This is a genomic window from Nocardia australiensis (assembly GCF_020733705.1).
Classification (GTDB): Bacteria; Actinomycetota; Actinomycetes; order Mycobacteriales; family Mycobacteriaceae; genus Nocardia; species Nocardia australiensis.
Map to the genome: position 1 here is coordinate 620,116 of NZ_JAJFZM010000017.1, position 22,162 is coordinate 642,277.

At 65.4% G+C, this 22,162-nt stretch carries 26 protein-coding genes and 2 pseudogenes; 13 read left to right on the top strand and 15 right to left on the bottom strand.

Annotated elements, in window-relative coordinates; genetic code table 11:
• Window positions 1-368: 368 nt before the first annotated feature.
• Window positions 369-707: pseudogene (locus tag LKE06_RS32075) on the bottom strand (transglycosylase family protein); the annotation flags it as partial.
• 297 nt (window positions 708-1,004) lie between these two features.
• On the opposite strand from LKE06_RS32075, the gene LKE06_RS32080 reads away from it, so the two are divergent.
• Window positions 1,005-1,646: a TIGR03085 family metal-binding protein gene (locus LKE06_RS32080; RefSeq protein WP_228003186.1), complete on the top strand. Its 642-nt coding sequence runs from the start codon at window positions 1,005-1,007 to the stop codon at window positions 1,644-1,646.
• A gap of 221 nt (window positions 1,647-1,867) precedes the next feature.
• Here LKE06_RS32080 and LKE06_RS32085 read toward each other — a convergent pair whose 3' ends face one another.
• Complete coding sequence (locus LKE06_RS32085) at window positions 1,868-2,227, bottom strand: Rv2640c family ArsR-like transcriptional regulator (protein WP_228003187.1); 360 nt, start codon at window positions 2,225-2,227, stop codon at window positions 1,868-1,870.
• A gap of 96 nt (window positions 2,228-2,323) precedes the next feature.
• Between LKE06_RS32085 and LKE06_RS32090 the strand changes: the two genes are divergently transcribed.
• From LKE06_RS32090 to arsB, 3 genes are all read left to right on the top strand, one after another.
• Window positions 2,324-2,842, top strand: a complete 519-nt coding sequence (locus tag LKE06_RS32090; RefSeq protein ID WP_228003188.1) for an ArsI/CadI family heavy metal resistance metalloenzyme — start codon at window positions 2,324-2,326, stop codon at window positions 2,840-2,842.
• Between the two features lie 90 nt (window positions 2,843-2,932).
• Window positions 2,933-3,292, top strand: coding sequence for an ArsR/SmtB family transcription factor (locus tag LKE06_RS32095; RefSeq protein ID WP_228003189.1), 360 nt, complete (start codon window positions 2,933-2,935; stop codon window positions 3,290-3,292).
• Window positions 3,289-4,380: an ACR3 family arsenite efflux transporter gene (gene arsB / locus LKE06_RS32100; protein WP_228003190.1), complete on the top strand. Its 1,092-nt coding sequence runs from the start codon at window positions 3,289-3,291 to the stop codon at window positions 4,378-4,380. The genes LKE06_RS32095 and arsB overlap by 4 nt, the downstream gene beginning before the upstream one ends.
• A gap of 281 nt (window positions 4,381-4,661) precedes the next feature.
• Here arsB and LKE06_RS32105 read toward each other — a convergent pair whose 3' ends face one another.
• From LKE06_RS32105 to LKE06_RS32130, 6 genes are all read right to left on the bottom strand, one after another.
• Window positions 4,662-5,276, bottom strand: coding sequence for a class I SAM-dependent methyltransferase (locus tag LKE06_RS32105; protein WP_228003191.1), 615 nt, complete (start codon window positions 5,274-5,276; stop codon window positions 4,662-4,664).
• 143 nt (window positions 5,277-5,419) lie between these two features.
• Window positions 5,420-6,289, bottom strand: coding sequence for an ABC transporter substrate-binding protein (locus tag LKE06_RS32110; RefSeq protein WP_228003192.1), 870 nt, complete (start codon window positions 6,287-6,289; stop codon window positions 5,420-5,422).
• Between the two features lie 23 nt (window positions 6,290-6,312).
• Window positions 6,313-7,068: an SDR family NAD(P)-dependent oxidoreductase gene (locus tag LKE06_RS32115; protein WP_228003193.1), complete on the bottom strand. Its 756-nt coding sequence runs from the start codon at window positions 7,066-7,068 to the stop codon at window positions 6,313-6,315.
• Window positions 7,065-7,298, bottom strand: coding sequence for a hypothetical protein (locus tag LKE06_RS32120; RefSeq protein ID WP_228003194.1), 234 nt, complete (start codon window positions 7,296-7,298; stop codon window positions 7,065-7,067). The genes LKE06_RS32115 and LKE06_RS32120 overlap by 4 nt, the downstream gene beginning before the upstream one ends.
• 55 nt (window positions 7,299-7,353) lie before the next feature.
• A complete protein-coding gene (locus LKE06_RS32125) occupies window positions 7,354-8,586 on the bottom strand; it encodes an FAD-dependent oxidoreductase (RefSeq protein ID WP_228003195.1) in 1,233 nt (410 codons plus the stop codon).
• A 118-nt stretch (window positions 8,587-8,704) separates the two neighbouring features.
• Window positions 8,705-9,463, bottom strand: a complete 759-nt coding sequence (locus LKE06_RS32130; protein ID WP_228003196.1) for a class I SAM-dependent methyltransferase — start codon at window positions 9,461-9,463, stop codon at window positions 8,705-8,707.
• A 176-nt stretch (window positions 9,464-9,639) separates the two neighbouring features.
• Here LKE06_RS32130 and LKE06_RS32135 point away from each other — a divergent pair, with 176 nt between their 5' ends.
• Window positions 9,640-10,119 (top strand): nitroreductase family deazaflavin-dependent oxidoreductase, encoded by a 480-nt coding sequence (locus LKE06_RS32135; RefSeq protein ID WP_228003197.1) that lies wholly within the window; start codon window positions 9,640-9,642, stop codon window positions 10,117-10,119.
• Window positions 10,120-10,880: 761 nt separating this feature from the next.
• Here the strand turns inward: LKE06_RS32135 and LKE06_RS32140 are convergent.
• The gene (locus LKE06_RS32140; RefSeq protein WP_228003198.1) at window positions 10,881-11,261 is read right to left on the bottom strand and encodes a hypothetical protein; all 381 of its coding nucleotides are present in this window, start codon (window positions 11,259-11,261) and stop codon (window positions 10,881-10,883) included.
• 208 nt (window positions 11,262-11,469) lie between these two features.
• Here LKE06_RS32140 and LKE06_RS32145 point away from each other — a divergent pair.
• Both LKE06_RS32145 and LKE06_RS32150 read left to right on the top strand, forming a co-directional pair.
• Window positions 11,470-12,800, top strand: a pseudogene (locus tag LKE06_RS32145) (IS630 family transposase).
• 70 nt (window positions 12,801-12,870) lie between these two features.
• Window positions 12,871-14,133 (top strand): IS701 family transposase, encoded by a 1,263-nt coding sequence (locus tag LKE06_RS32150; protein WP_228001681.1) that lies wholly within the window; start codon window positions 12,871-12,873, stop codon window positions 14,131-14,133.
• A 222-nt stretch (window positions 14,134-14,355) separates the two neighbouring features.
• Here LKE06_RS32150 and LKE06_RS32155 read toward each other — a convergent pair whose 3' ends face one another.
• From LKE06_RS32155 to LKE06_RS32165, 3 genes are all read right to left on the bottom strand, one after another.
• Entirely contained in the window at window positions 14,356-15,012 is a 657-nt protein-coding gene (locus LKE06_RS32155) for a hypothetical protein (RefSeq protein ID WP_228003200.1), read from the bottom strand.
• Window positions 15,013-15,057: 45 nt separating this feature from the next.
• Window positions 15,058-16,629, bottom strand: a complete 1,572-nt coding sequence (locus LKE06_RS32160; RefSeq protein ID WP_228003201.1) for an ISL3 family transposase — start codon at window positions 16,627-16,629, stop codon at window positions 15,058-15,060.
• 106 nt (window positions 16,630-16,735) lie between these two features.
• Complete coding sequence (locus LKE06_RS32165; protein WP_228003202.1) at window positions 16,736-16,930, bottom strand: hypothetical protein; 195 nt, start codon at window positions 16,928-16,930, stop codon at window positions 16,736-16,738.
• A gap of 167 nt (window positions 16,931-17,097) precedes the next feature.
• Between LKE06_RS32165 and LKE06_RS32170 the strand changes: the two genes are divergently transcribed.
• Window positions 17,098-17,517: a hypothetical protein gene (locus LKE06_RS32170; protein ID WP_228003203.1), complete on the top strand. Its 420-nt coding sequence runs from the start codon at window positions 17,098-17,100 to the stop codon at window positions 17,515-17,517.
• 99 nt (window positions 17,518-17,616) lie between these two features.
• Here LKE06_RS32170 and LKE06_RS32175 read toward each other — a convergent pair whose 3' ends face one another.
• From LKE06_RS32175 to LKE06_RS32180, 3 genes are all read right to left on the bottom strand, one after another.
• Window positions 17,617-17,958, bottom strand: a complete 342-nt coding sequence (locus tag LKE06_RS32175) for a HEAT repeat domain-containing protein (protein ID WP_228003204.1) — start codon at window positions 17,956-17,958, stop codon at window positions 17,617-17,619.
• Window positions 17,955-18,086, bottom strand: coding sequence for a hypothetical protein (locus tag LKE06_RS32785; RefSeq protein WP_255649766.1), 132 nt, complete (start codon window positions 18,084-18,086; stop codon window positions 17,955-17,957). Before LKE06_RS32785 ends, LKE06_RS32175 begins: the two co-directional genes overlap by 4 nt.
• A gap of 183 nt (window positions 18,087-18,269) precedes the next feature.
• Complete coding sequence (locus LKE06_RS32180) at window positions 18,270-18,725, bottom strand: hypothetical protein (RefSeq protein WP_228003205.1); 456 nt, start codon at window positions 18,723-18,725, stop codon at window positions 18,270-18,272.
• Here LKE06_RS32180 and LKE06_RS32185 point away from each other — a divergent pair.
• From LKE06_RS32185 to LKE06_RS32205, 5 genes are all read left to right on the top strand, one after another.
• Window positions 18,715-18,888, top strand: a complete 174-nt coding sequence (locus tag LKE06_RS32185; RefSeq protein ID WP_228003206.1) for a hypothetical protein — start codon at window positions 18,715-18,717, stop codon at window positions 18,886-18,888. The two genes, LKE06_RS32180 and LKE06_RS32185, sit on opposite strands and share 11 nt — an antisense overlap.
• 155 nt (window positions 18,889-19,043) lie before the next feature.
• On the top strand, window positions 19,044-19,880 hold the full coding sequence (locus tag LKE06_RS32190) for an alpha/beta fold hydrolase (RefSeq protein WP_228003207.1): 837 nt from the start codon (window positions 19,044-19,046) through the stop codon (window positions 19,878-19,880).
• A gap of 67 nt (window positions 19,881-19,947) precedes the next feature.
• A complete protein-coding gene (locus LKE06_RS32195) occupies window positions 19,948-20,535 on the top strand; it encodes a TetR/AcrR family transcriptional regulator (protein WP_228003208.1) in 588 nt (195 codons plus the stop codon).
• A gap of 113 nt (window positions 20,536-20,648) precedes the next feature.
• On the top strand, window positions 20,649-21,356 hold the full coding sequence (locus LKE06_RS32200) for a type 1 glutamine amidotransferase domain-containing protein (protein ID WP_228003209.1): 708 nt from the start codon (window positions 20,649-20,651) through the stop codon (window positions 21,354-21,356).
• Window positions 21,357-21,473: 117 nt separating this feature from the next.
• On the top strand, window positions 21,474-22,127 hold the full coding sequence (locus LKE06_RS32205) for an NAD(P)H-binding protein (protein WP_228003210.1): 654 nt from the start codon (window positions 21,474-21,476) through the stop codon (window positions 22,125-22,127).
• Window positions 22,128-22,162 lie beyond the last annotated feature (35 nt).

Below are 22,162 nucleotides of genomic sequence, written 5' to 3' on the forward strand. Positions count from 1 at the left end.
GTGTTCTAACGTTTCTGGTACCGAGCCTCACGCCGTGCTGTCGATCGGTTCAGGAGGAAACCATCTGGCACTTTCGACTGTCGCGCACGCACGCCTGGTGTCGACCGTGCCGCAGCCGTGCTGCCCGTTCCACCCGTCCTGACCGCGAGGCGAGCCGGGGGTGAACTGCATTCCGGAAATATTCTGATCCGGCGGTCGCCGTGAGCTGGCCGATCGTCAGCACCGTTCTCCTATCGTCGTCGGGCATCGTCGTGCATCTCTTTGTGCGCAACTGTTCGCGCGGCAGTGCGGCGTCGGTGAGAACCGGGACGATACGACAGCGTCATGGCTCGGGCGTACCGCTGGACAGCTCTGCTGTCTCACCGGAAAAGGCCGAGCGCTGCCGAACAACCTGCCCAAGGGCCCCAGCCTTGAGCGGCGAGTACCTGCTCGGCGACGGCGATCTGCTGTTCACGGGTGGCTTGGTCGGCAGTCTGCCCATACGCGGCACCGCCATATGCGGCCCATGTGCCCGGCGAGAACTGCAGGCCGCCCTGAAACCCGTTGCCGGTGTTGGTACTCCAATTACCACCCGACTCACACGCGGCGAGGCTGTCCCATTCCTGATCGGTAGCGGCGGAGGCTTGGCCAACACATGCCATGCCGGCCCCGCCAATGATCGCGCTGGTGGCGACGATCTTCTTGAGTGGAATGCCCAGAGTGCTCATGTCGCAATTCCTTTCGAGTCAGCAAACCTATAAAGGTGTCCAAGCATGAAAGGTGATCACTTGATCTTCGGGCCCGTTCGAGTGTGTGCTGGGCGCGGTGAGCTGAAGTGACAGTCCTCGATATCGTGTCCACATCGAAATACAGACCCATGTCGTACATGAACCTGATCGCAGCCGTTGGGCGGTCGAAAAGCTGCGGCGACCGACCAGATGAATGGCGGTACGCAGACGCGGTAATGCCGAATTCCGGATATCGTCATCAAAGAACGAGGCTCGGCACTCGCTATACTTCCGTGTGTGGCAGGGCCGCTTTTCGACGCGATCGAGCGAGAACAACTTGCCGACCTGCTCGATGAACTCGGCCCTGACGCACCGACACTTCTCACGCCGTGGACGACGCGTGATCTCGCCGCGCACCTCGTGCTCCGCGAACACGACCCTCTCGCCGGCCCCGGACTCGTTGTTCCAGGGGCGTGGGGCCACTTCGCGGAACGACGAAGAACAGCACTCGCGCGCACGGACTTTCGCTCGCTGGTGGCGACGATCCGATCGGGACCACCACGAGGTCCGTTCCGTAACGGATGGGTGCGGCGCGTCCCGAACCTCAATGAGTTCTTCGTCCACCATGAGGATGTGCGCCGAGCCAACGGTTGCGGTCCTCGCACGAATGTGCCCGCACTGGATGCGGCACTCTGGCACAACGTCTGCGGTGCACGATGGTTACTCGCTCGGCGTCTGCGCGGCGCGGGACTGGTGCTCGAGTGGGCCGGCACGGCCATTACCGTCAGAGCCCGGCGAGGAGAGCCCGCGGCACGCATCGCCGGGACCCCCGGCGAGTTGCTGCTTTATCTCTTCGGCCGTCAGGGCGCCGCAGCGGTGAAAGTCAGCGGTCCCGCCGACGCGGTCGACACCGTCCGGCGTGCGCGGTTCGGCATGTAGGACCTCCATATCCAGGCCGTCGCCGTCTGCGATCACGCCGCGAAACCGCGTTCGTACTTCAAGGTGCCGAAACCTTTCGATCACACCGTTGATCTGCGGTGACCGCACCCGGGTGCACATGTCTTGCGTCAACCTCCTGGCAGGATCTATCTGGTGTTGCATTGCGGTCTGCGGGTTAGGGCCGAGGTGTTGAGATGGTGGTCAGGCGAGGGATTACGGTGTCAGCGGCAGCAATTGGGGTCGAGGACGACGCACAGTGCGGCCAACGCCTCACGCTTGGCGTGGTGGACGACGTTCATGCCTATGCGTTCGGAGTTGACGAGGCCGGCCTTGCGTAGTTGGCCCAGGTGATGACTCGCCGTCGACTCCGACAAGCCGACCGCTGCAGCGAGATTGCCGCCGTTCTCCCCGCTGTCGGGGCTGGCCAGCAGTAGCGACATCAGCTTCACCCGCACGGGATCGGCGAGAGCCTTCAACCGCAGTGCGACTTCGAGGGCGGCGGTGTCGTCGACCGGTCCGGCCGCTACCGGTGCGCAGCACACGGGCGCGGACATGTCGATCACGGGCAGCGTCTTGGGCATACATCCCACACTACCTGCGGGATTGACATATGTCGAAAAGGTGGCAGACTCGGGCTCATTCAGTTTTTCGACATATGTCTCACTATGGAGGTTCTCGTGTCCCGCGTGCAACTCGCCCTGAACGTCGACGACCTCGAGCAGGCCGTGCAGTTCTACTCGACGCTGTTCAACACTCAGCCGGCCAAGCGCAAGCCCGGCTACGCCAACTTCGCCATCGCCGAGCCGCCGCTGAAGCTGGTGCTGCTCGAGAACACCGGCCAGGGCGGCACCATCAACCATCTCGGCGTCGAGGTGGAGTCTTCCGTGCAAGTCCACGGCGAGATCGCCCGGCTGTCGGAGGCGGGGTTGTTCACCGAGGAGCAGATCGCGACCACGTGTTGTTTCGCCACCCAGGACAAGGTGTGGGTGACCGGACCGAACGCCGAGAAGTGGGAGGTCTACACGGTGCTTGCCGATACCGAGAACTTCGGCACCGCACCGGAATTCGCGACCGGTGATGCCGAGGCGGTGCAGGCGTGCTGCGGCACTGACGCCGAAGCTGCCGCCGAGGGTGCCTGCTGCGGTACCGAGACGAAGGAGAAGGCGATCGCCTCGGGCGCGTCCTGCTGCGGCTGAGGTCGACCGGGCGCGGCCGCTGGGGCGGGGTGGGCGAGTTCGCCGGATGTTCGCTTGCCTTCCTGATTCGATATCGATCAATATTGATGTATGTCGAATCAGGAACTGCCGGTGGCGTGCGACACCACCCCGCCCACACGTCCGCCCCTGACCGCTGCCACCGCTGCGGAGCTGGCTGTGCAGTTCAAGGCTCTGGCCGATCCGGTGCGGTTGCGAGTGCTATCGGCGATCGCGGCCCGCGCGGGTGGGGAGGCGTGTGTCTGTGATGTCTCCGACGGTCTCGATGTCACTCAGCCGACCATCTCCCACCACCTCAAGGTGCTGCGCGAGGCCGGGCTGGTCACCAGCGAACGCCGCGCGTCGTGGGTGTATTACCGGGTTGTTCCGCAAGCACTGCAACAGCTCTCGCAGATATTGGCGGCCGAGGCCGGTCTGGTGGTGACGCCGTGACCACCACCGCCGAGGATCCGGCCGTTGTCGGGAAACTGTCCACGCTCGATCGGTTCCTGCCGGTGTGGATCATCGCGGCCATGGCCGCCGGCCTGCTGCTGGGGCGTCTGATCCCCGGTCTCGGGGACGGGTTGTCCGCGGTGCAGGTCGACGGTATCTCGCTGCCGATCGCGATCGGCCTGCTGATCATGATGTATCCGGTGCTGGCGAAGGTGCGCTACGACCGCCTCGATACCGTCACCGGCGACCGCCGACTGCTCATCGGTTCCCTCGTCCTGAATTGGCTCCTCGGCCCCGCGGTCATGTTCGCTCTGGCGTGGATCTTTCTGTCGGACCTGCCGGAGTATCGGACCGGGCTGATCATCGTCGGGCTCGCCCGCTGCATCGCCATGGTGATCATCTGGAACGACCTGGCCTGCGGTGACCGTGAAGCCGCCGCGGTGCTGGTCGCGTTGAACTCGATCTTCCAGGTCGTCATGTTCGCCGTGCTGGGCTGGTTCTACCTGACGGTGCTGCCCGGCTGGCTCGGGCTCGAGCAAACTCACATCGACACCTCACCGTGGCAAATCGCGAAATCGGTGCTGATCTTCCTCGGTATCCCGCTGCTGGCCGGATACCTCACCCGCCGACTCGGCGAAAAGACCAAGGGCCGCGACTGGTACGAGTCGAAACTGATCCCACGGATCGGCCCGTGGGCGCTCTACGGACTGCTGTTCACGATCGTGATCCTGTTCGCCCTGCAGGGCAAACAGATCACCTCACAACCCTGGGATGTAGTGCGCATCGCGATCCCGCTGCTCGCCTACTTCGCGATCATGTGGGGCGGCGGCTACCTCTACGGCCGCCTGGCCGGTCTCGGCTACGAACGCACCACCACCCTCGCGTTTACCGCCGCGGGCAACAACTTCGAACTCGCCATCGCCGTCGCGATCGCCACCTACGGCGCCACCTCCGGCCAAGCCCTCGCCGGCGTCGTCGGCCCCCTCATCGAAGTCCCCGTCCTCGTCGGCCTCGTCTACGTCTCCCTCGCCCTCCGCAAACGCTTCACCCACACCAGCATCGAGGCGTCGGCAGGGGTGGCGCAGTGACCGCAAAGCCGTCGGTGTTGTTCGTGTGCGTGAAAAACAGCGGCAAGGGCGTCGAAGCCCTCCGTATCGAGCTCACCACCCGCGACCAGCCGGTTCGGAGTACACCATGACCACCCCTGCCGGTGCACGGCCGGTCTCGGCTGTCCGCGGCCCGTTGATCTTCCGAGGTACCGCGGCGGCCGGTTCGATCATCGCGGGAAGCGACAATATCGGGTGTTCGGTGCTGCAGAGGAACGGATAGAGCCCAGTCGTGTTCGGGATCCTCCGGGGCTAGTCAGGCTTCAATCTGCGCGCGAGAACACCGCCACTAGAAAGTCGGACTTGTCGGTGAATGGGCGTAGGTCCCACGTCGAAAGCCGCAAATCCACTGTGAGTCCGGCGTCCTCGGCGTCTGCCAGGAACTGCGGGAACTCGTAACCACGATCGGCGCCGAACCCCACAACCACCTGACCGGCTGGGGCGAGATGGCGGGCGAACCCGGCCAGCACGGCCTCCCGAGTGGACGGCGCCAGAAATGTCATCACGTTTCCCGCGCACACGATGACATCGAAATCGCCGGCGATCCCACGGCCCGGCAAGTCCAGTTCGGCGAGATCACCGACTATCCAAGTCGGACCGGGATAGTCCTGCTCCGCCGCAGCGATCAACACCGGGTCGACGTCGACGCCCACTACGACATGACCAGCTCGGTGCAAATAGCCACCCACACGTCCCGGGCCGCACCCCGCGTCCAGGACTCGGCCACTGCGGTCGAGCATCGCGTCGACCAGCCGCGCCTCCCCGACGATATCCGTGCCTTCGGCCGCCATTGCCCGGAACCGCTCCACGTACCACGTCGAATGCGCAGGGTCAGCAGCAGTGAGCTCCTCCCACTGGCTCGGGGTACGTCCGTTCATGGTCTGTCCCTCCTCACTCGGGCCTGCATCTGGTCAACTGTGCCACCACCGTGCCTATCGTCAGCGCGCGGCCTGATCGTCCCGCCGCCGATGCAGCCGATCACAGGCCGGCTGTCTGGTTCGGGGGTTCTCCGGTGGGCTTGTCAGAGTGTGGTGCGATAGAACTCGGCTGCGGTGACGGCAGCGGGCACGCCGAGTTCGGTGGCGACCTCGGCGATCGCGGTGTCCCCGGTGGTCGGGTCGGCCTGGCCGTCGGTGATGAAATATGGCGCGATGAACGTCTCGTAATGGGTTCGGGCCTCTGCAGCGGTGTGCCGGCCCAGGAACGTCTGGATGTACCGCACCGTGGTGTCGGGATCGTTGTGGAGCACCTGCAGGGCACGCCGGTGGGCTCGCACGACAGCCTGGACCCCGGGGTCGTCCGGCTGAATGTAGGTGGGGTCGACGGCCACGCCCACGGTGGGGATCTGGAAGTGGTCGCCGACCCAGGCCAGCACCCGCCAGCCGTACTCGGCGGCGATCGCCTCCGGTGCCATGGTGCTGCCGACGAAGGCGGCGTCGATCGTGCCGTAGTGCAGGTGGCGCAGGTCCATGCCGTAGTCGCCGGGTGACCGGACGACACAGTGGACGTCACGGTCAGGGTCGAGGCCGGCCTTGCGCAGCACGATGCGGGCGAAGCACCCGGGCGCGGTGTGTGGGGCGTGTACCGCGAGCTGGTGGCCAGCCAGGTCAGCCAGGGAGTCGAGGCCCCGACGAGCAAGGAACCAGAACAGTGGGCGCTGGGTGTTGACCGTGAGCGCGACCCAGGGGATACCGCCGGTCAGTCGGGATAACAGTGCCCGGCCGAGCCCGATGGTGGCGGCGCAGCGCAGCCGCTGCTCGTCCCAGGCACACCCGTCGCGCAGTGCGACGTGGACATTCTCATCGGCGTAGAAGTCCTTCTGGTCGGCGATGTAGGCGGCCAGTTCCTCGTGCAGGCCCCTCCCGACGTAGGCGAGATCGATGGTGTGCATGGCCGTTCCCTCCGTATTTTCGCTCAGTACATGGCCATTCCGCCGTTGACCGCGGCGGTGGTGCCGGTCATGAAGGCGTTGTCCGCACTGGCGTAGAAGGCGACCACCTGGGCGACGTCGGCCGGACGTGCCAGCCGGCCCAGCGGGGTGGCGGCCACCTGCCGCTGCGTCTGCTCCTCGTCGAGCACGTGCGAGATCCTGGTGTCGGTCACTGGGCCGGGCTCGACGACGTTGACCGTGATGCCCTCGGAACCCAGCTCCTGGGCGAGGTAGCGGGCGAACTGCGTGAGCGCGGCCTTGGCCGTGCCCAGCGCGATCATGCCCTCCCGGGGCTGGCGGCTCAGGGCGGTCCCGAGATAGATCAGCCGCCCCCAGCCCCGTTCGGTCATGGCGGGCAGCACGGCCTTGGTGACGACGAAGGCGGCACGCATCTCGTCGTCGAGCTTGCCACCCAGTTCTGCCCAGGTCATGTCCTTGAACGGCTTGATCGCGTACGGAGTGAGCGCATTGTGTACCAGCACGTCGATGCCGCCCCAGGCCGCCCCGACGTGTTCGATCATGGTGTCGACCGCCGAGGCTTCGCGCACGTCGGCCTGCACGGCCATGGCCTGACCGCCCGCGGCCTCGATGCCGGCGACGACCTCCTCGGCCGCCTGGGCGCTGTGGAGGTAGTTCACCACCAACCGCATTCCGCGCGCGGCCAGCAGGCGCGCAGTTGCCGCGCCGATTCCGCTGCTGGACCCGGTCACCAACGCCACCCTGCCGGTTGTCTCGGTCATGAGGCTGCCTCCTTGTCGCTGCTGGGGCGAATCGCCATGTGCAGCGCCGTGTCCACCGTCGCTCGGAGCAGATTCACCGCGGTGCAGTCGAGTTGGCGCGGCAACTGCGAGTTCAGCAGGCGCTCCACCACGCCGCGGGTAATCTCGCCGATCGGGGGCGCGGACAGTAGTCCGCGCCGATGCTGCACCTGCTCGCCGAACGGCGTGTCTTCCTCGTTCTGAGCTGCCACGATCAGTCTTTGCTCGGGAATCCGGCGTGCCACGACCCGCACACGGGACGCGGCATCATGCCGGGCGCCGCGCGAAATCCGGAGCGTGCTCCGGCAATGCGCCGCGCGCCACCAGAAACGGCGGGACGCTGCGCAGCACTGGGATCCGCCGCAAGATGCGCACAGGCAGCGGCGCACGCGAAGCGGTCGCAATCTCGATCCGTCCCTCCAGCGCGGGCACGATCGCCCAGGCGTGCAGGAAACGTTGCAAAGCTTGCGTCACGACCGTAGGGAAGATCCGCCGCCGCTGCACCCTGGCCAGGTCCCCGGTGCCGACCGCGCCCGAGAGCAACGGCGCGGCAAGGATTCTCGCGGCGGCGACGGCGTCCTGCACGGCCAGGTTGATGCCGACGCCGCCGACCGGAGACATCGCGTGGGCGGCGTCGCCGAGACAGAGCAGGCCGTTGGTGTACCACTTGGTCAGCCGGTCCAGCTTCACCTCCAGCAGCTTCACCTCGTCCCAGCCGGTCAAGACGTCGACGCGGTCACGCAGCCAGGGCGCGGCATCGGCGATGGTGCGCACGATCTCCCCGACCGGACCGCGGCGCGCGGTTTCGTCGGTGCCCTTGGCGATCAGGGTCGCGCACTGCCAGTAGTCGCCGCGGTCGAGCAAGATCGCCACCTGTCGGGAGGTGACAATCGGCAATGTGCCCACGGGGTCGAGCTCGGTGCGCGGCAGGCGGAACCACCACACGTCCATCGGCGTCGACCATGTGCGCGCGGGCAGTCCCGCCACGGACCGCAGCAGCGAGTCGCGTCCGTCGCAGGCCACCGTGAGGTCGGCCTCGATCGCGCCGGTCGCGCCGTCGACGGTCCGATAGGCGACTCCGCCGACCCTGCCGTCGACCCAGATCAGGTCCGTGGCCTCGGTATTCATCCGCAGCAGGAAAGTCGGCTCGGCCGCGGCGGCGCGCGCGAGCAGATCCAGCAGGTCCCACTGCGGCACCATCGCGATGTACTTGTGCTTGCCTGGCAGGTTCTCGAGTGTGAAGAGCACCTGTACCCCGTTCGCGGTGGGCAGTTGCACCTGATCGACCTTGCGCGCGGGCAATGTCGCGAATTCCACGCCGAGCCCCAGTTCGTCCAGCAGGTCGAGGGTGGTCGGATGGACGGTGTCGCCGCGGAAGTCACGTAGGAAGTCCTTGTGCTTCTCCAACACGGTCACCGCGACTCCTGCCCGTGCCAACAGCAGTCCGAGGATCATTCCGGCCGGGCCACCGCCGACCACCAGACATCTCGTGCGTTCCATCGACTATCCTCCTCGGTCGCCGCATCGCCGCAGTGCATCCCACTTACGTCGGTCGCACGCTGCGGCTTCGCGGCGAACCGTTGCGGTTGTGTGTGAGTGGTGCGGCAGCTCGGAAGGGTTAGTCGAGGCGGGTGGCGGTGACGGCCCACACCGGTAGGTGCACCCGGTTGTTTTTCAGCAGCGGCGCAATGATCTGGAGTTGTTCCTGCATCGGCTTCATCCGTTCAGCCCATCCCGAGTCGTTGCTCATCTCGTTGGTGAGGTGGGTGAACGTCTCCGGGCTGAAGGTGGCTTGGTAAGTGGTGGTTCCCAGGTAGTCGATGCGCCACCCGGCCGCGGGAAGCACCCGGTCGAAATTCTCGGCCGGCAAACCTTCGGGCTGAAGGCCGTTGACGTTGTGGCGGCCGACTTCGAACATAAACAGTCGCGCCCCCGGTTTAGTGGCTCGGTGCAGGGCCTGCGCGTACTGGCTCTGGGTTTGTTCGTCGTCGAGGAACACGTGGTAGAACGCGCTGTCGACGACGGTGTCGAACCGACCCTCCAGGCCGTTGAGTTCGGTGGCATCGGCCACCTCGAAGTTCACTCGCACCCCGGCGCGCTCCGCGTTGCGCTCGGCCCACTCGATCGCAGTCGGCGATGCGTCGATCCCGGTGGCCGAGTAGCCCTTGGACGCGTAGTAGATCGCGTGATGTCCCGGGCCGGTTCCGGGGTCGAGCACCTCGCCCCGCACAGCACCGTAGGCCACCAACTGCTGAACCACCGGCTGTGGGCCGCCAATGTCCCAGGGAATCAACGCAGGAGCATTCTGCTCCAGCGACGCGTCACGGTACAGCGCTTCGAAGTCTGGCTGATCATTTCGGTTCGGTTCCTTGCCCATGACTGCTCCTTTGATTGCGGACGGGCCACACCGAAGGGTCGTGCACGAGACGAGGCCAATTGTTCCGTAATTCGGCGGCGGACGCCACCGACTGTCGTGATTGTGGGTTGGGTCGGCTCGGATCAAAGCCGTGAGACTCCTTGCCTTCGATGACGGATAGGCGGACCCTCGAGTTCATGTCCAAGCCGTATCGAGCATGGTGGGGTGTGAGGGTGTCCAACGCGTGGATGCGGATCGTGATACGCGCTGGATTGCCGATGTGGACTTTCCGTGTTCTCACGGTGCCCGGACGTCGCACCGGCCGCGCGATCGAGACGCCGCTGGCAGTGTTCGAACAAGACGACCAGCGATACCTGGTGGCGTCCTACGGAACGGTGAACTGGGTGCGCAACCTGCGTGCGGCACAAGGGAAGGCGGCGCTGCGCCACGGTAAATACGTCGAGACCGTGACGGCCGTCGAGTTGCCCACCGAGCATGCGGCCAGGGTGTTCCGCGCGTCGCTGGTGTCGGGACCGCCACGCGTTCCGAAACCCATTGTGGCGCTGTATCGACGGTTCTTCGTGCTGCCCTACCTGGATGTGGGTACGGACTCCTCACCGCAGCAATTCCTCGACAACGCCCGCACCCATCCGGTCTTCGAAATCGTGTCGACCTGACCCCGGAGCGGCGACTTGTGTCTTCAAATGGGACTGGTGTGGGTATCGCCTGTGCTGGTCAACCCACGCATCATCGGCCAGTCCGACGAGTTCGATGAACACTACGAGGGCCGCCTGTCGTTTTTTCGACGTGCGCGGCCTGGTACCCCGGCCACGCTCACCAACGAATCCGTCACCACCGACTACCCACCACAGACTCGCCCCGCTCAACTATCACGAACTCGCCAGGCAGTTGTTGATCGAATGCGGCGACGCGCCGGGGCTCCACCGTGTCCTGACTGGTCTGGACCTGGGCTCGATCGGATGTGATCGCCGCACGTCTACTGACCGTTCCGGAACGCTACAAACCCGCGACCGAACGGGCGCTCGGATGGCTCCTTTCCTGGGGTCTGTCGTAGCGCGCCACCCAACTCCACGCTTGCGCTGTCGACGGCGCGGATTCCGGCCTCGTCGCGACGGCCATCCGGTGTCACCCATCGCGATCTCGGCGGCGGTTCTTCCTGTCCAGGCCGGACTTCGGCGCTCGCATTCCTCACTTAGACGATCATGATGAATCTGATCCCCTGCCAGAGTGATCAGGGGATCACCTCTGCTGACCGGTGTGATCCGAAACTGGCCGACGATCATGTCCATGGTGCCGCCCGATCGGACCTCTATCGCATCCGTACACGTGGGTTGAGATGCGAATTTCATTGCAGAACAGGGTATTACGAATGAGTTGGTCCGTTTGGATGCTGTGAACCTGCACGTGGGTAGTGGATTCAGATCGGCGTCACGGCGGGGCGGACTTTCCTCTCATGCTGCGGAGTCGATGTGACTCGTGGTGTGGGGGTCAGGGGTTCGAGTCCCTTTAGCTCCACCTGAAACCCCAAGTCAGGCCCGGTATCGAACCGGGCCTGACTTGTTTCATTTGACCCAACCCCACGTTTACCCCACGGTTCGGCCCCGGAAATGGTGTTCTGGACCTGGTCCAGCAGAATCGACGGCGGTCGGCCCGGCCGCGGTTCGTCGGCCAGGCCGGCCACCCCGAACTCGATGAACCGGCCCCTCCGCTTGCGCACCGTCATGGCTGACACGCCGATCTTGCCGCAACATGAGTATCGAACGCGCCCGGCGCCGCGCAGGCCGGCAAGATCCGGCATCGCAACGCATACGCCTGCGTCGATGTCGCAGCCCGCGCACCCCGCATCAACTCCCGACGCTGCGCGTCGGTCACCGTCAACTACGGCCCCGCCCTCGGATGCCCAGTTCTCACCACCGCCGAATCCTGCAATTGGCCAACGGATTTCAGCCGCAGAACACTAGTGTGTTGGTCCTGAAATTCGAGTTCTAATTATCGATGGTGTTGGGGTGGCGGGTTCCGGGTGTGACGATGTCGAGTTCGTGCTGACCGATGATGAACGGGAGCAGCTTGTCGCGTGGTCGCGGGCGGGGTCGGCGCGGGTGGCGGTGCGGGCGCGGATTGTGCTCGGGTGCGCTGAACCCGGCGTGGTGTATGAGCGGTTGGCCGCCGATCTCGGTGTGACCGCGATGACGGTGGGCAAGTGGCGCAAGCGGTTTCGTGAATCACGGCTGGATGGATTGAGCGACGGCCAGCGGGCGGGGCGGCCGAAAGCGGAGTTGGTGTTGAGCGATGACGAGCGCGAGCAGTTGACGCGCTGGTCGCGTCGGGCGAAGACCGCGCAGGCGTTGGTGTTGCGGTCCAAAATCGTGCTGGCCTGTGCTGCGGGAGGTTCGAACAAGCAGGTGGCCGCTGATCTGCGGGTGACCGAGAGCACTGTGGCCCGGTGGCGGCGCCGGTTCGTCGAGCAACGTCTCGCGGGCTTGGTCGACGAGCCCCGTCCCGGGCGGCCGCCGTCGATCCTGCTCGATCAGGTCGAAGACGTGCTGATCACCACGCTGGAACTCTCGCCACCGAACGCCACGCACTGGACGAGGTCGTCGATGGCGAAGCGAACTGGCTTGTCGCGCACGACGATCGGACGAATCTGGGGCAAGTTCGAGTTGAAACCACACCTGGTCGACGGGTTCAAGCTGTCGACCGATCCGCGATTCGTGGACAAGGTCGTCGACGTCGTCGGTCTCTACCACAATCCGCCGGAGCGGGCGGTCGTGTTGTGCGTGGACGAGAAATCCGGTATGCAGGCCCTCGACCGCTCGCAGCCGGTGCTACCGATGATGCCCGGCATGCCCGAACGTCGCAGCCATGACTATCAACGTCACGGCGTGAGTGAGGTGTTCGCAGCGTTCAACATCGCTGATGGCACCGTGATCTCGAAGCTCTACCCGCAGCACCGCGCCACCGAGTTCAAGAAGTTCCTGGTCGCGATCGACAAAGCCGTACCCACCGAGTTGGACGTGCATCTGGTCTGCGACAACCTCGCCACCCACAAAACCCCGGCCATCAACGCCTGGCTCGCCAAACACCCCCGCTTCCACATGCACTTCACCCCGACCGGATCCTCATGGATGAACCAGGCCGAACGCTGGTTCGGGTTCCTCACCGACCAACTCCTACGCCGCGGCGTCCACAAAAGCGTTGCCGCACTGGAGAAAGACGTCCGCGCCTGGATCACCAACTGGAACGAGAACCCGAACCCTTCATATGGCGCAAAACCGCCGAAGAAATCCTCGACTCCCTCGCCAAATATATGGCGAAAATTTCAGGACCAACACACTAGTAGGACTTTGTTAGGTTTGTCACTGCGTGCCCTCTCGAGTTCTGGTGGGTTTCTCGAGACCATGTCCGGTGTGGATACCGGTGAGCTGGCCCGAGTCGATGAGTTGCTGGATTCGTTTGTCGGTGAGGTGTTCGCGTCGCTGACGCGCAAGGATCGGGTGGCCACTGCCGGGGTGTATGTGCGTGGGTTGATGCTGGACGGTAAGCGCAAGTCGATGCAGCCGATGGCGCAGCGGTTGGGGACTGACCATCAGCGACTGCAGCAGTTCGTCACGACCTCGCCGTGGGATGTGGTTCCGGTGCGGAAAGTTTTGTCCCGCAACGCATGTGAGGTGATCACGCCGCAGGCGTGGGCGCTGGACGACACGGGGTTCGCCAAGGACGGTGACTCCTCGCCGTGTGTGGCCCGGCAGTATTCGGGCACCCTGGGCAAGGTCGGCAACTGCCAGGTCGCCGTCAGCGTGCACGGGGTGACCGACACCGCGTCCGCGCCGCTGGACTGGCGGCTGTTCATGCCCGAGAGCTGGGACGACGCTACTGCGGAAACACCGGCCGAGCAGGCGGCGATCGCGGCGCGCCGCGCCAAGGCCGCGATCCCCGACGGTGAGCGTCATCGCCGTAAATGGGAGATGGCGTTGGAAATGATCGACGAACTCCTCGAATGGGGCCGCGCCGCGCCCCCGGTCGTCGTGGCCGACGCCGGCTACGGCGACGCCACGGAGTTCCGCACCGGCCTGTCCGATCGATGCCTGCCCTACGTCGTGGCGGTCAAGGGTGCCACCACCGTCCAGCCCGGCCAGGCGCAACCGGTAACCCCGCCCCCGCCGCCGAGGGGACGCCCACCCAAACCCCGCTACCCCGATCCGCCGGTGACCTGCAAGGACATGGTCGTAGCGGCTGGGCCCACAGCGTTGCGGGAGGTGACCTGGCGCCACGGCAGCAAATCCGGCCCCGGCAACCCCGGCGCCGCGATGACCTCGAAGTTCACCGCGATCCGCGTCCGGCCCGCGAGCCGGTTCATCACCCGCGCCGACGACGGCAGTGCGCCCGAAGCCTGGCTGATCGCCGAATGGCCCACCGGCACAAAAGAACCCACCGACTACTGGCTGTCCACCCTCCCGTCCGAAACACCCATCACCGAACTCGTGCGACTGGCGAAAATCCGCTGGCGCATCGAACACGACTACCGCGAACTCAAAGACGCGCTCGGCCTGGACCACTTCGAAGGACGCTCCTGGCTCGGCTGGCACCACCACGCCACCCTCGTCACCGCCGCGCACTTGTTCCTCACCACCCTCCGGCTCACGAACCCAAAAGCACGTGGGCAGGACTGACCCTCTACGGCATCCTCCGCAAACTCCAACGCGCCCTTGTCATCTGGATCGGCACCTGCCCACTCTGCCACCACACCTTCCCCACCTAACAAAGTCCTACTAGTGTCCTGCGCCTGAAATCCGTTGAAGATATTTTGCGAGTGATTCCAGGATCTCCTCCGCCGTCTTGACGACGCTCATCGAATCTGGCTCTGTCGCAGTTTTCGTGAAATGCGTTGATGTTCAGGCGATGTAGGTGTCGATGAGCTCGATATCCGGGATGCTGGACAGTTGCGCCCAGGCTTGGATGGTGGCGGTGAGGGCGAGTGCGAGGCCGTAGAGGACATGCAGGCCGCCGTGGTTGGCGATGACGGCGTCTTGTTTGGTGAAGGCGCGGTGTTTGCGGGCCAGGGCGAGCAGGTCGGTGGCCGCGCGTTCACCGGTCCAGTGCCCGGCGGGCAGCCGGGTCGCGATAGCGAGACCCTGTGGGGCATTGGGGTTTCCGCGGGCAAGCCAGTCGTCGAGCAGACTGGCAGCGACACCGATGGTGCCAGCGACGGTGGCGCCGTCGCGGTCGGCTGCGGTGGGCGGTATCGCGTCCAGCAGAGCGGTCGCGCGCGTGGCGTCACCGCTGATGAGGGCTGTGACGATAGTACGCAAGGTGGTGAGGGTGTTGTCGCGAGCGACGCCGACCGGGGTGGATTGGATCATGTTGTGGCGCTCGATGGCTCGGGCGAACGCGGCCTGTAGCGTGTCCGGGTCGGTGCCGTCGAGGTTGTCGACGTCGATACCTTCCTCGGCCAGAAACGGCGCCATCTCGCGCAGCATGTCCTGCGCGAGACCGGGAGTGCGCTGGATCTGAGGGAATCCGGGGGCCGGTTCGGGTGCGGGTCGTCGCATGTTCGCCACCCGGCCCATCCTGCCAGCTGTCATCAGGGGTTGTGGTCAGTTGGGGTGCAGGACACGTTTGCGCAGCAAGTCCAGGCCCGCCCGGCCGAACATTTGCCGTTTGAGCATTTTAATCCTGTTCACGGTGCCCTCGACCGCGCCGGAACTGTGCGGCAGGCTCAGCCCGTTGATGACGGCATCGAGGTCGTTGCCCAGGCCGCGGGCGAAGCTGCGCAACGCGGGCGCGCCGGTGCCGATGACTGTGGTGATCCATGGTTGCAGCCGCCCGCTGCCGATGCGGGTGCCCATGATGTCGGCGAATTCGCGCACCTGCCGGTGTGTGAGGGCCAGGGTCCGGCTGCGGGCAAGGACCTGTTTGAGCTCCCGCTGCTCGTTGCTGGTGAGGCGGTCGGGGCGACAGGTCATCCACCGGGTGACCTGTCGGACCGTGGGCGCCGCCGGGATGGGTGGTGGCGGCGGCAGATGCTCCCGGAACGGCTGTATATACCGGCGGACCGTCTTGGCGCTGCCGCGATAACCAAGAGCTATGATCTCGGTGGTGAGCGCGGCGGCGTCGCTGCAGCCGGCGGTGAGGCGTTCGTGCAGATAGGCCTTGAACGGATCGAGCAGGCTGCCTCGGGCTCGGGCTTCGACCAGCAGCTGATCGCCGTGCCCGGCTCGGGCGAAGCGCCGCACCGTTTTCCGGTCCAGCCCCAACTCCCGGCTGATCGCCGAAATGCTGTCACCGCGCTCGATGCGGGCCCGCACCATGGCGTGCCGTTCCTGGGTCCGCGTCGCCAACCGACCCTCTAGCGGCCCGGTCTGCCCCACGGCGATCGGTACCGCCGGAACTGTCTGCGCCGCAGTAGCATCGGGGTCGGGTCGCAACGCAGCCCGTTCGGCGACAACAGTCTTGTCGACCGCTTGGGCGAGGTTGTGCCACAAATGCCAGCGGTCAGCGACCTGGATTGCATCCGGTGCTCCGGCCCGGATTCCTTCAGCATAGGCGCCTGCCCGGTCGCGGCACACGACCTCGACCCCGGCACGCTCACTCAGCCATGCCGCCAGCGTGGCGGCAGTGCGATCGGCCAGCACCTCGATCGGCCGATGCGATTGCATGTCGACCACCACCGTTCCATAGACGTGTCCGCGACGGATCGCGAAATCGTCGACGCCGAGCACCGCGAGCTGTTCGACCGGCGGGTCCGGCAGTGCACGCACCAACCGCAGCAGGGTGTCCCGGCTCGCCGCGACCCGCAGCCGCACTGCCAGCCGGGACCCAGCACGTCCGGCCAGCGCCAGCCCGATGCTCGACAGCATCGACGCCAACTGGTTCGTGCGTCGCGCCCACTTCGCTGTCAACCCGTCGACCTGCTCGACGAAAGTCTTTGTCGCGCAATCGCTGTTCGGACAGAAGAACCTCCGCACCCGCAGCTGTAACACGACCGCGCGGCCGGAGATCGCCGTGTCGGCCAGCCGCCGCGAGTAGCGCGAATGCACCCGCGCCGAACCGGTTTCGCAACCAGGACACCGGCCACTCGCTGCGGCCACCACCGCATCGACCACAACCCCGTCTCCTTCGCTTCGAACATCACCGATCACCACACCATCCAAGTGCGGCAACAACATTCGAAGCACATCACCAACGCACGCCCGCCACCATCACCCGCGACGACCCCGATCCGGCGGCAACACGCCGAACAGCACCATCACGAAAACTGCGACAGAGCCAGATTCAGCGAGCGCCGTCAGTCTTGCGCCAGACGAAAGGCTTCGGGTCAGTGTTCCACTGCTCGATCCACGCAGTGATGTCTTTGTTCAGCGCCACAACACCTTTATGGACCCCTCGGCGAAGGAGTTGGTCGGTGAGGAAACCGAACCAACGCTCGACCTTGATTGAGCCATGACGACCCAGTCGGGTGAAATGCATATGGAACCGAGGATATCGGCCCGCTTTCGAAGAAGCTGGTCAAACCAGAATGCAAAACGTGGGGTTTCCGTGGGGTCGAGCCAAATAGAACAGGTCAGGCCCGGTTAGCAACCGGGCCTGACCCGCATTTATGGGTGGACCTTGGGGGAGCTTACTACAACACGAACATGCAGGTAGAAGCGCTGGAGCAGTTGCTGGCGGCGCTGCCCGACCCCGACGGACCAGCCCCTGCACCGACCAAGCGGCCTAGTCCAGCCCGGCCCCACCAACTCCAACGACGCCTCACCACCAAACAGCGCGCCGAGATCACTGCCGCATACGATGCCGGAGCCTCCACCAAACAGCTCGCCATCCAGTGGCAACTCGCCAAAGCCAGCATCCTCTCCATCCTGCGCGACGCGGGTACCCACATCCGGGAGCAACGGCGACTCAGCGAAGACCAAATCGACCACGCCGTCACCAGCTACCAGCACGGCGAGTCGCTGAACCGCATCGGCGATCGGTTGAACGTCGCCCACACCACCGTTCGGTCGGCACTCGAACGCCGCGGAATCCCAAGGCGTGATAGCCACGGCCGGTCCCGGTGACCGTGCCGGTAGCAGAACAAAATTCGGATATCCGCTGGCTCGCTTATGTACCACCCCGGCAGCCAGGTCACCTGCTTGTTGTCAGCCAGCGCTGGGGATTTAGGACCGTCCCCCGAAGACGGTGATGTCGTCCAATGCGTCTTCGACGCGACCACCGATGATCGGGTCGTTGACGAGTTCGCGTAGCGCAGGAACGACGCGGTCGGTGTCGATGGCCCTGTGAATACGCACGATGTGTCCCAGGGCCGTCACCGCACCGGAGCGAACATTGGGGTCCGGATTCTCGAGCAGGGCGAGCGCGCGGTCGGTGACCCATCCGCCATCAGGGTCGTGAAGAGCCAACCGCAGTATGGCCTGCGAAACCGCCAGGTTGTCGTCCGAATCGAGCATCGCGATCGCCTCGTTCCGGCCGATCGGTTCGAGGCTTTGGTACGTACTCACAGCGGCTTGCCCTTCCTGTTCACCACGCCCGCCTTGATCAGGGCGTTCTGCATCTCCTGTGTCAGCTCGTCCCATGCACGTTTGTGGCCATGGAAGATCCCCGATTCCGGATACGTCTCATCGAACACGTCGAACTCCCCAGTTTCGGAGTCATAGCCTACGCGGCGGGAGGAGGTGGGCTTGATCTGTACAGACTTGCCCAGTGTCTCCTGCGGATGCGTCGGCTCCGGCGCAGCGTTACCTCGTTGCTCTGGACCATGTTTCGGAGAAGGCTCGAAGGTCAGCTTCTTCTCTTCACCATCAATTGCGACCTACAACGCGATGATCGCCGCGAGCTTGGCGAGGGACTCGGTGAGATCGGGGACCTTGCCGAAGGCGTCGATAACGCCGACGGCGACGCTCGCGGCCAGCGTGACCTCGAGGATCTGGAAGAGACGTTTCGTCGTGTAGAGGCCGCGCAGGGTCGCGATCGTCTCCTCGACCGCGAGTGCGACACCACCGCCAGCGACAGCGACAGCGATACTCCCGCCGAAGCTGAAGATCGCACCAACGATGGCGCCGGTGACCAACAGCCCGACAGCCCAGGCGAAGGTCGTCATCGCCGTCTTGATGCCGTCACCGACTTCGACTGTCGAGCTGTGATAGTCCGCGACTGGGGCGGCGACGTTGGTGGACGCGGAGACCAGGAGGTCGGCGCTGGATTTCAGTGTGCCGAAGTGTTCCTGGATGATCGTGCGGTTCTCGGTGGCGTCCATATTGTCGAACAACGCGGAGATCGTGGCGATCTTCGCGGGTGCGCCGGTGATGGTGGCATGGGTGGAGAAGGTCTTCCACGTGGTGGCGGCCTTCGACAGCTTGTCGACGTCGCCGTTGGGAAGTTTCTCGAAGGTACCGACGATCTTCGAGGTGAGTGCTCGGATACGCCGCTAAACATATTTTTTTGCTCCAACCAGACGTCGTCGAAACCACCGTTTCCTCCCTTGGTTTTCCAGAACCAACCCGGGGTTGCGGATGGAGTAGACCGGTCGTATAGTCCTGGGTGTCGGAACACGACAGACACCGAACTCCCGGAAAGGGAAGGCATTATGGGACACATCAAGGTCGGCACGGAGAACAGCACCGACATCGAACTGCACTACGAGGACAAGGGGACCGGGCAGCCGGTCGTCCTCATCCACGGCTACCCGCTGGACGGCAACTCCTGGGAAGGCCAGATTCCGGCCCTGCTGGCCGCCGGCCACCGGGTCATCACCTACGACCGGCGCGGCTTCGGCAAGTCCAGCCAGCCCTCCACCGGTTACGACTACGACACGTTCGCCGCCGACCTGAACACCGTCATGGAGACCCTCGACCTGCGCGACGCGGTCCTGGTCGGCTTCTCGATGGGCACCGGCGAAGTCGCCCGCTACCTGTCCGTCTACGGCTCCGGCCGGGTCGCCAAGGCCGCTTTCCTCGCGTCGCTGGAGCCGTATCTGGCGATCACCGACGACAATCCCGACGGCGCCGCCCCGCTCTCCTTCTTCGAGGGCGTCTCCGATGCGGTGAAGAAGGACCGCTATGCCTACTTCACCGGCTTCTACGCCGACTTCTTCAACCTCGACGAGAACCTGGGCACCCGGGTGAGCGAGGAGGCCGTGCGCAACGCCTGGAACGTGGCGGCCGGCGCGGGCCCGATCGCCTCGGCCGCCGCCCCGCTGACCTGGCCCACCGACTTCCGGGCCGACATCCCCCGGATCGACGTCCCCGCCCTGATCGTGCACGGCACGGGCGACCGTACCCTGCCCGTCGACGCCACCGGACGCCGCTTCGCCAAGGCCCTGCCCACCGCCAAGTACGTCGAGATCGACGGCGCGCCGCACGGACTGCTCACCACCCACACCGCCGAGGTCAACGAGATCCTTCTGGACTTCCTCGGCCGGTGACGCACCGAACGGTGCAGCAGCCGCCATCAACTAGACGACCAGTCTAATAGGTGATAGCCTATCACACATGAATAGGATTGAGAGCGACACTCGCGAGAGCATTCTCGGGGCCGCCCGAGAGATCCTGCCCCACAAAGGATTCGCGGCGGTGGGCATCAATGAGATCCTCACCGCCGCCGGGGTCCCGAAGGGCTCCTTCTACCACTACTTCGGCTCCAAGGACGCTTTCGGTGAGGCGGTGATGCAGGACTACTACACCGAATATCTGGCGGAGATGGACCGCATCCTCGCCGAGCCGGGCCTGACCTCGGCAGAGCGGCTGATGAACTACTGGCAGCACTGGCGCGAGACACAGAGCGTCGACGAATGCCAGGGCAAGTGCCTGACCGTCAAACTGGCTGCGGAGGTATCCGACCTGTCGGAATCGATGCGGCTCGCGGTGAAGGAGGGCACCACCGGCATGGTCGACCGGCTGGAACGGACGATCTCGGCCGGTCTGGAGGACGGGTCGCTCGCGATCGACGCCTCAGCCCGCGACACCGCCCAGGCCCTCTACTACATGTGGCTCGGAGCGAGTCTCATGGCCAAGGCCAACCGCGACATCGGCCCCTTTGACGCGGCGATGATGGCCACTGGTCAATTGCTGCACCTGTAGAGCACGGAACGCAGAACCCGGCTACGCCCGGACCCCGAAGATCCGCCCGGATACCGGTCGTTTCCCACGTCTCGTCAGAGTCGACCGGTCTACTCAAAGGAAGTGCATACACCATGAAGATCCTCATCGTTCTCACCTCGCACGACGAACTCGGCACCACCGGCCGCAAGACCGGCTTCTGGCTGGAGGAACTCGCCGCCCCCTACTACCGCTTCAAGGAAGCCGGAGCCGAAGTCGTACTCGCCTCCCCCAAGGGCGGCAGGCCGCCCCTGGACCCCAAGAGCAACGAACCCGCCTTCCAGACCGACGAGACCCGCCGCTTCGAGGCCGACCCCGAGGCGATGGCGGCCCTCGCCCACACCGTCCGTCTCGACTCCGTCTCCGCCGACGACTTCGACACCGTCTTCTACCCCGGCGGCCACGGCCCCCTGTGGGACCTGGCCGAAGACCCCACCTCCGTCCGGCTCATCGAAACCGTCCTGCGCGCGGGCAAGCCCCTCGCCCTGGTCTGCCACGCCCCCGGCACCATGCGTCATGCCACCAACCCCGACGGCACCCCCCTCGTCCACGGCCGGAAGGTCACCGGCTTCACCAACGGCGAGGAAGCCGACGCTGGCCTGACCGACGTCGTCCCCTTCCTCGTCGAGGACGAACTCAAGAAGCTCGGCGCCGACTACTCCAAGACCGAGAACTGGCAGCCCTACGTCGTCATCGACGGCCTCCTCATCACCGGCCAGAGCCCCGCATCCTCCGGCCCCGCCGCCGACGCCCTCCTCACCCTCCTCACCCTGGTCAACCAGGTCGACGACGCCCGCGCATAACCCACCCCGCAACCGCCCGGCACACAGAACACCGCCCCCGGCCACCACCGGATGCACCCGGACTCACACCCCCACGCCGCCTGCTCCGGCCGGCACCGATCAAGGAGAGCGACACCAATGAAGGTCTTCATCGTAGGCATCGCCGGCGGCGTCGGGAGCCGTCTGGCCCGGCTGCTGACCGCCACCGGCGACCAGGTCGACGGACTCTACCGCCGCCCCGAACAAGGCCAACACCTCGCGGCCGACGGCATCCACGCCACCCACGGCGACCTCACCCGCCTCGATGCCCCCGCCCTCGCCGCCCTCCTCCACGACACCGACGTCCTCGTCTTCACCGCCGGAGCGGGCGGTGAAGGCACCACCGCCACCACCGCCATCGACGGCACCGGCCTCACCACCGCCATCGAGGCAGTCCGCCTCGCCGGCATCCGCCGCCTCCTGCTCGTCTCCGTCTTCCCCGAAGCATGGCGCCACCGCGACGTCTCCGACACCTTCGAGCACTACATCGACGTCAAGAAGAAGGCAGACGCCGAACTCGCCGCCACCGATCTCGACTGGACCATCCTGCGCCCCGCCGCCCTCACCGACGAACCGGGCACCGACCACATCAGCCTCTCCCCCGCCCTGACCCACACTGACATCACCCGCGACGACGTCGCGGCCACCCTCGCCAAACTCATCCACACCCCACAAATCCACCACCAGATCCTCGAACTCGCCCAAGGCCCCGACCCGATCAACAACGCCGTCCACCGACAGACCCGCACCTGACCAGCCGGGCCCCTGGACCCGCCAGCGACTCTGGT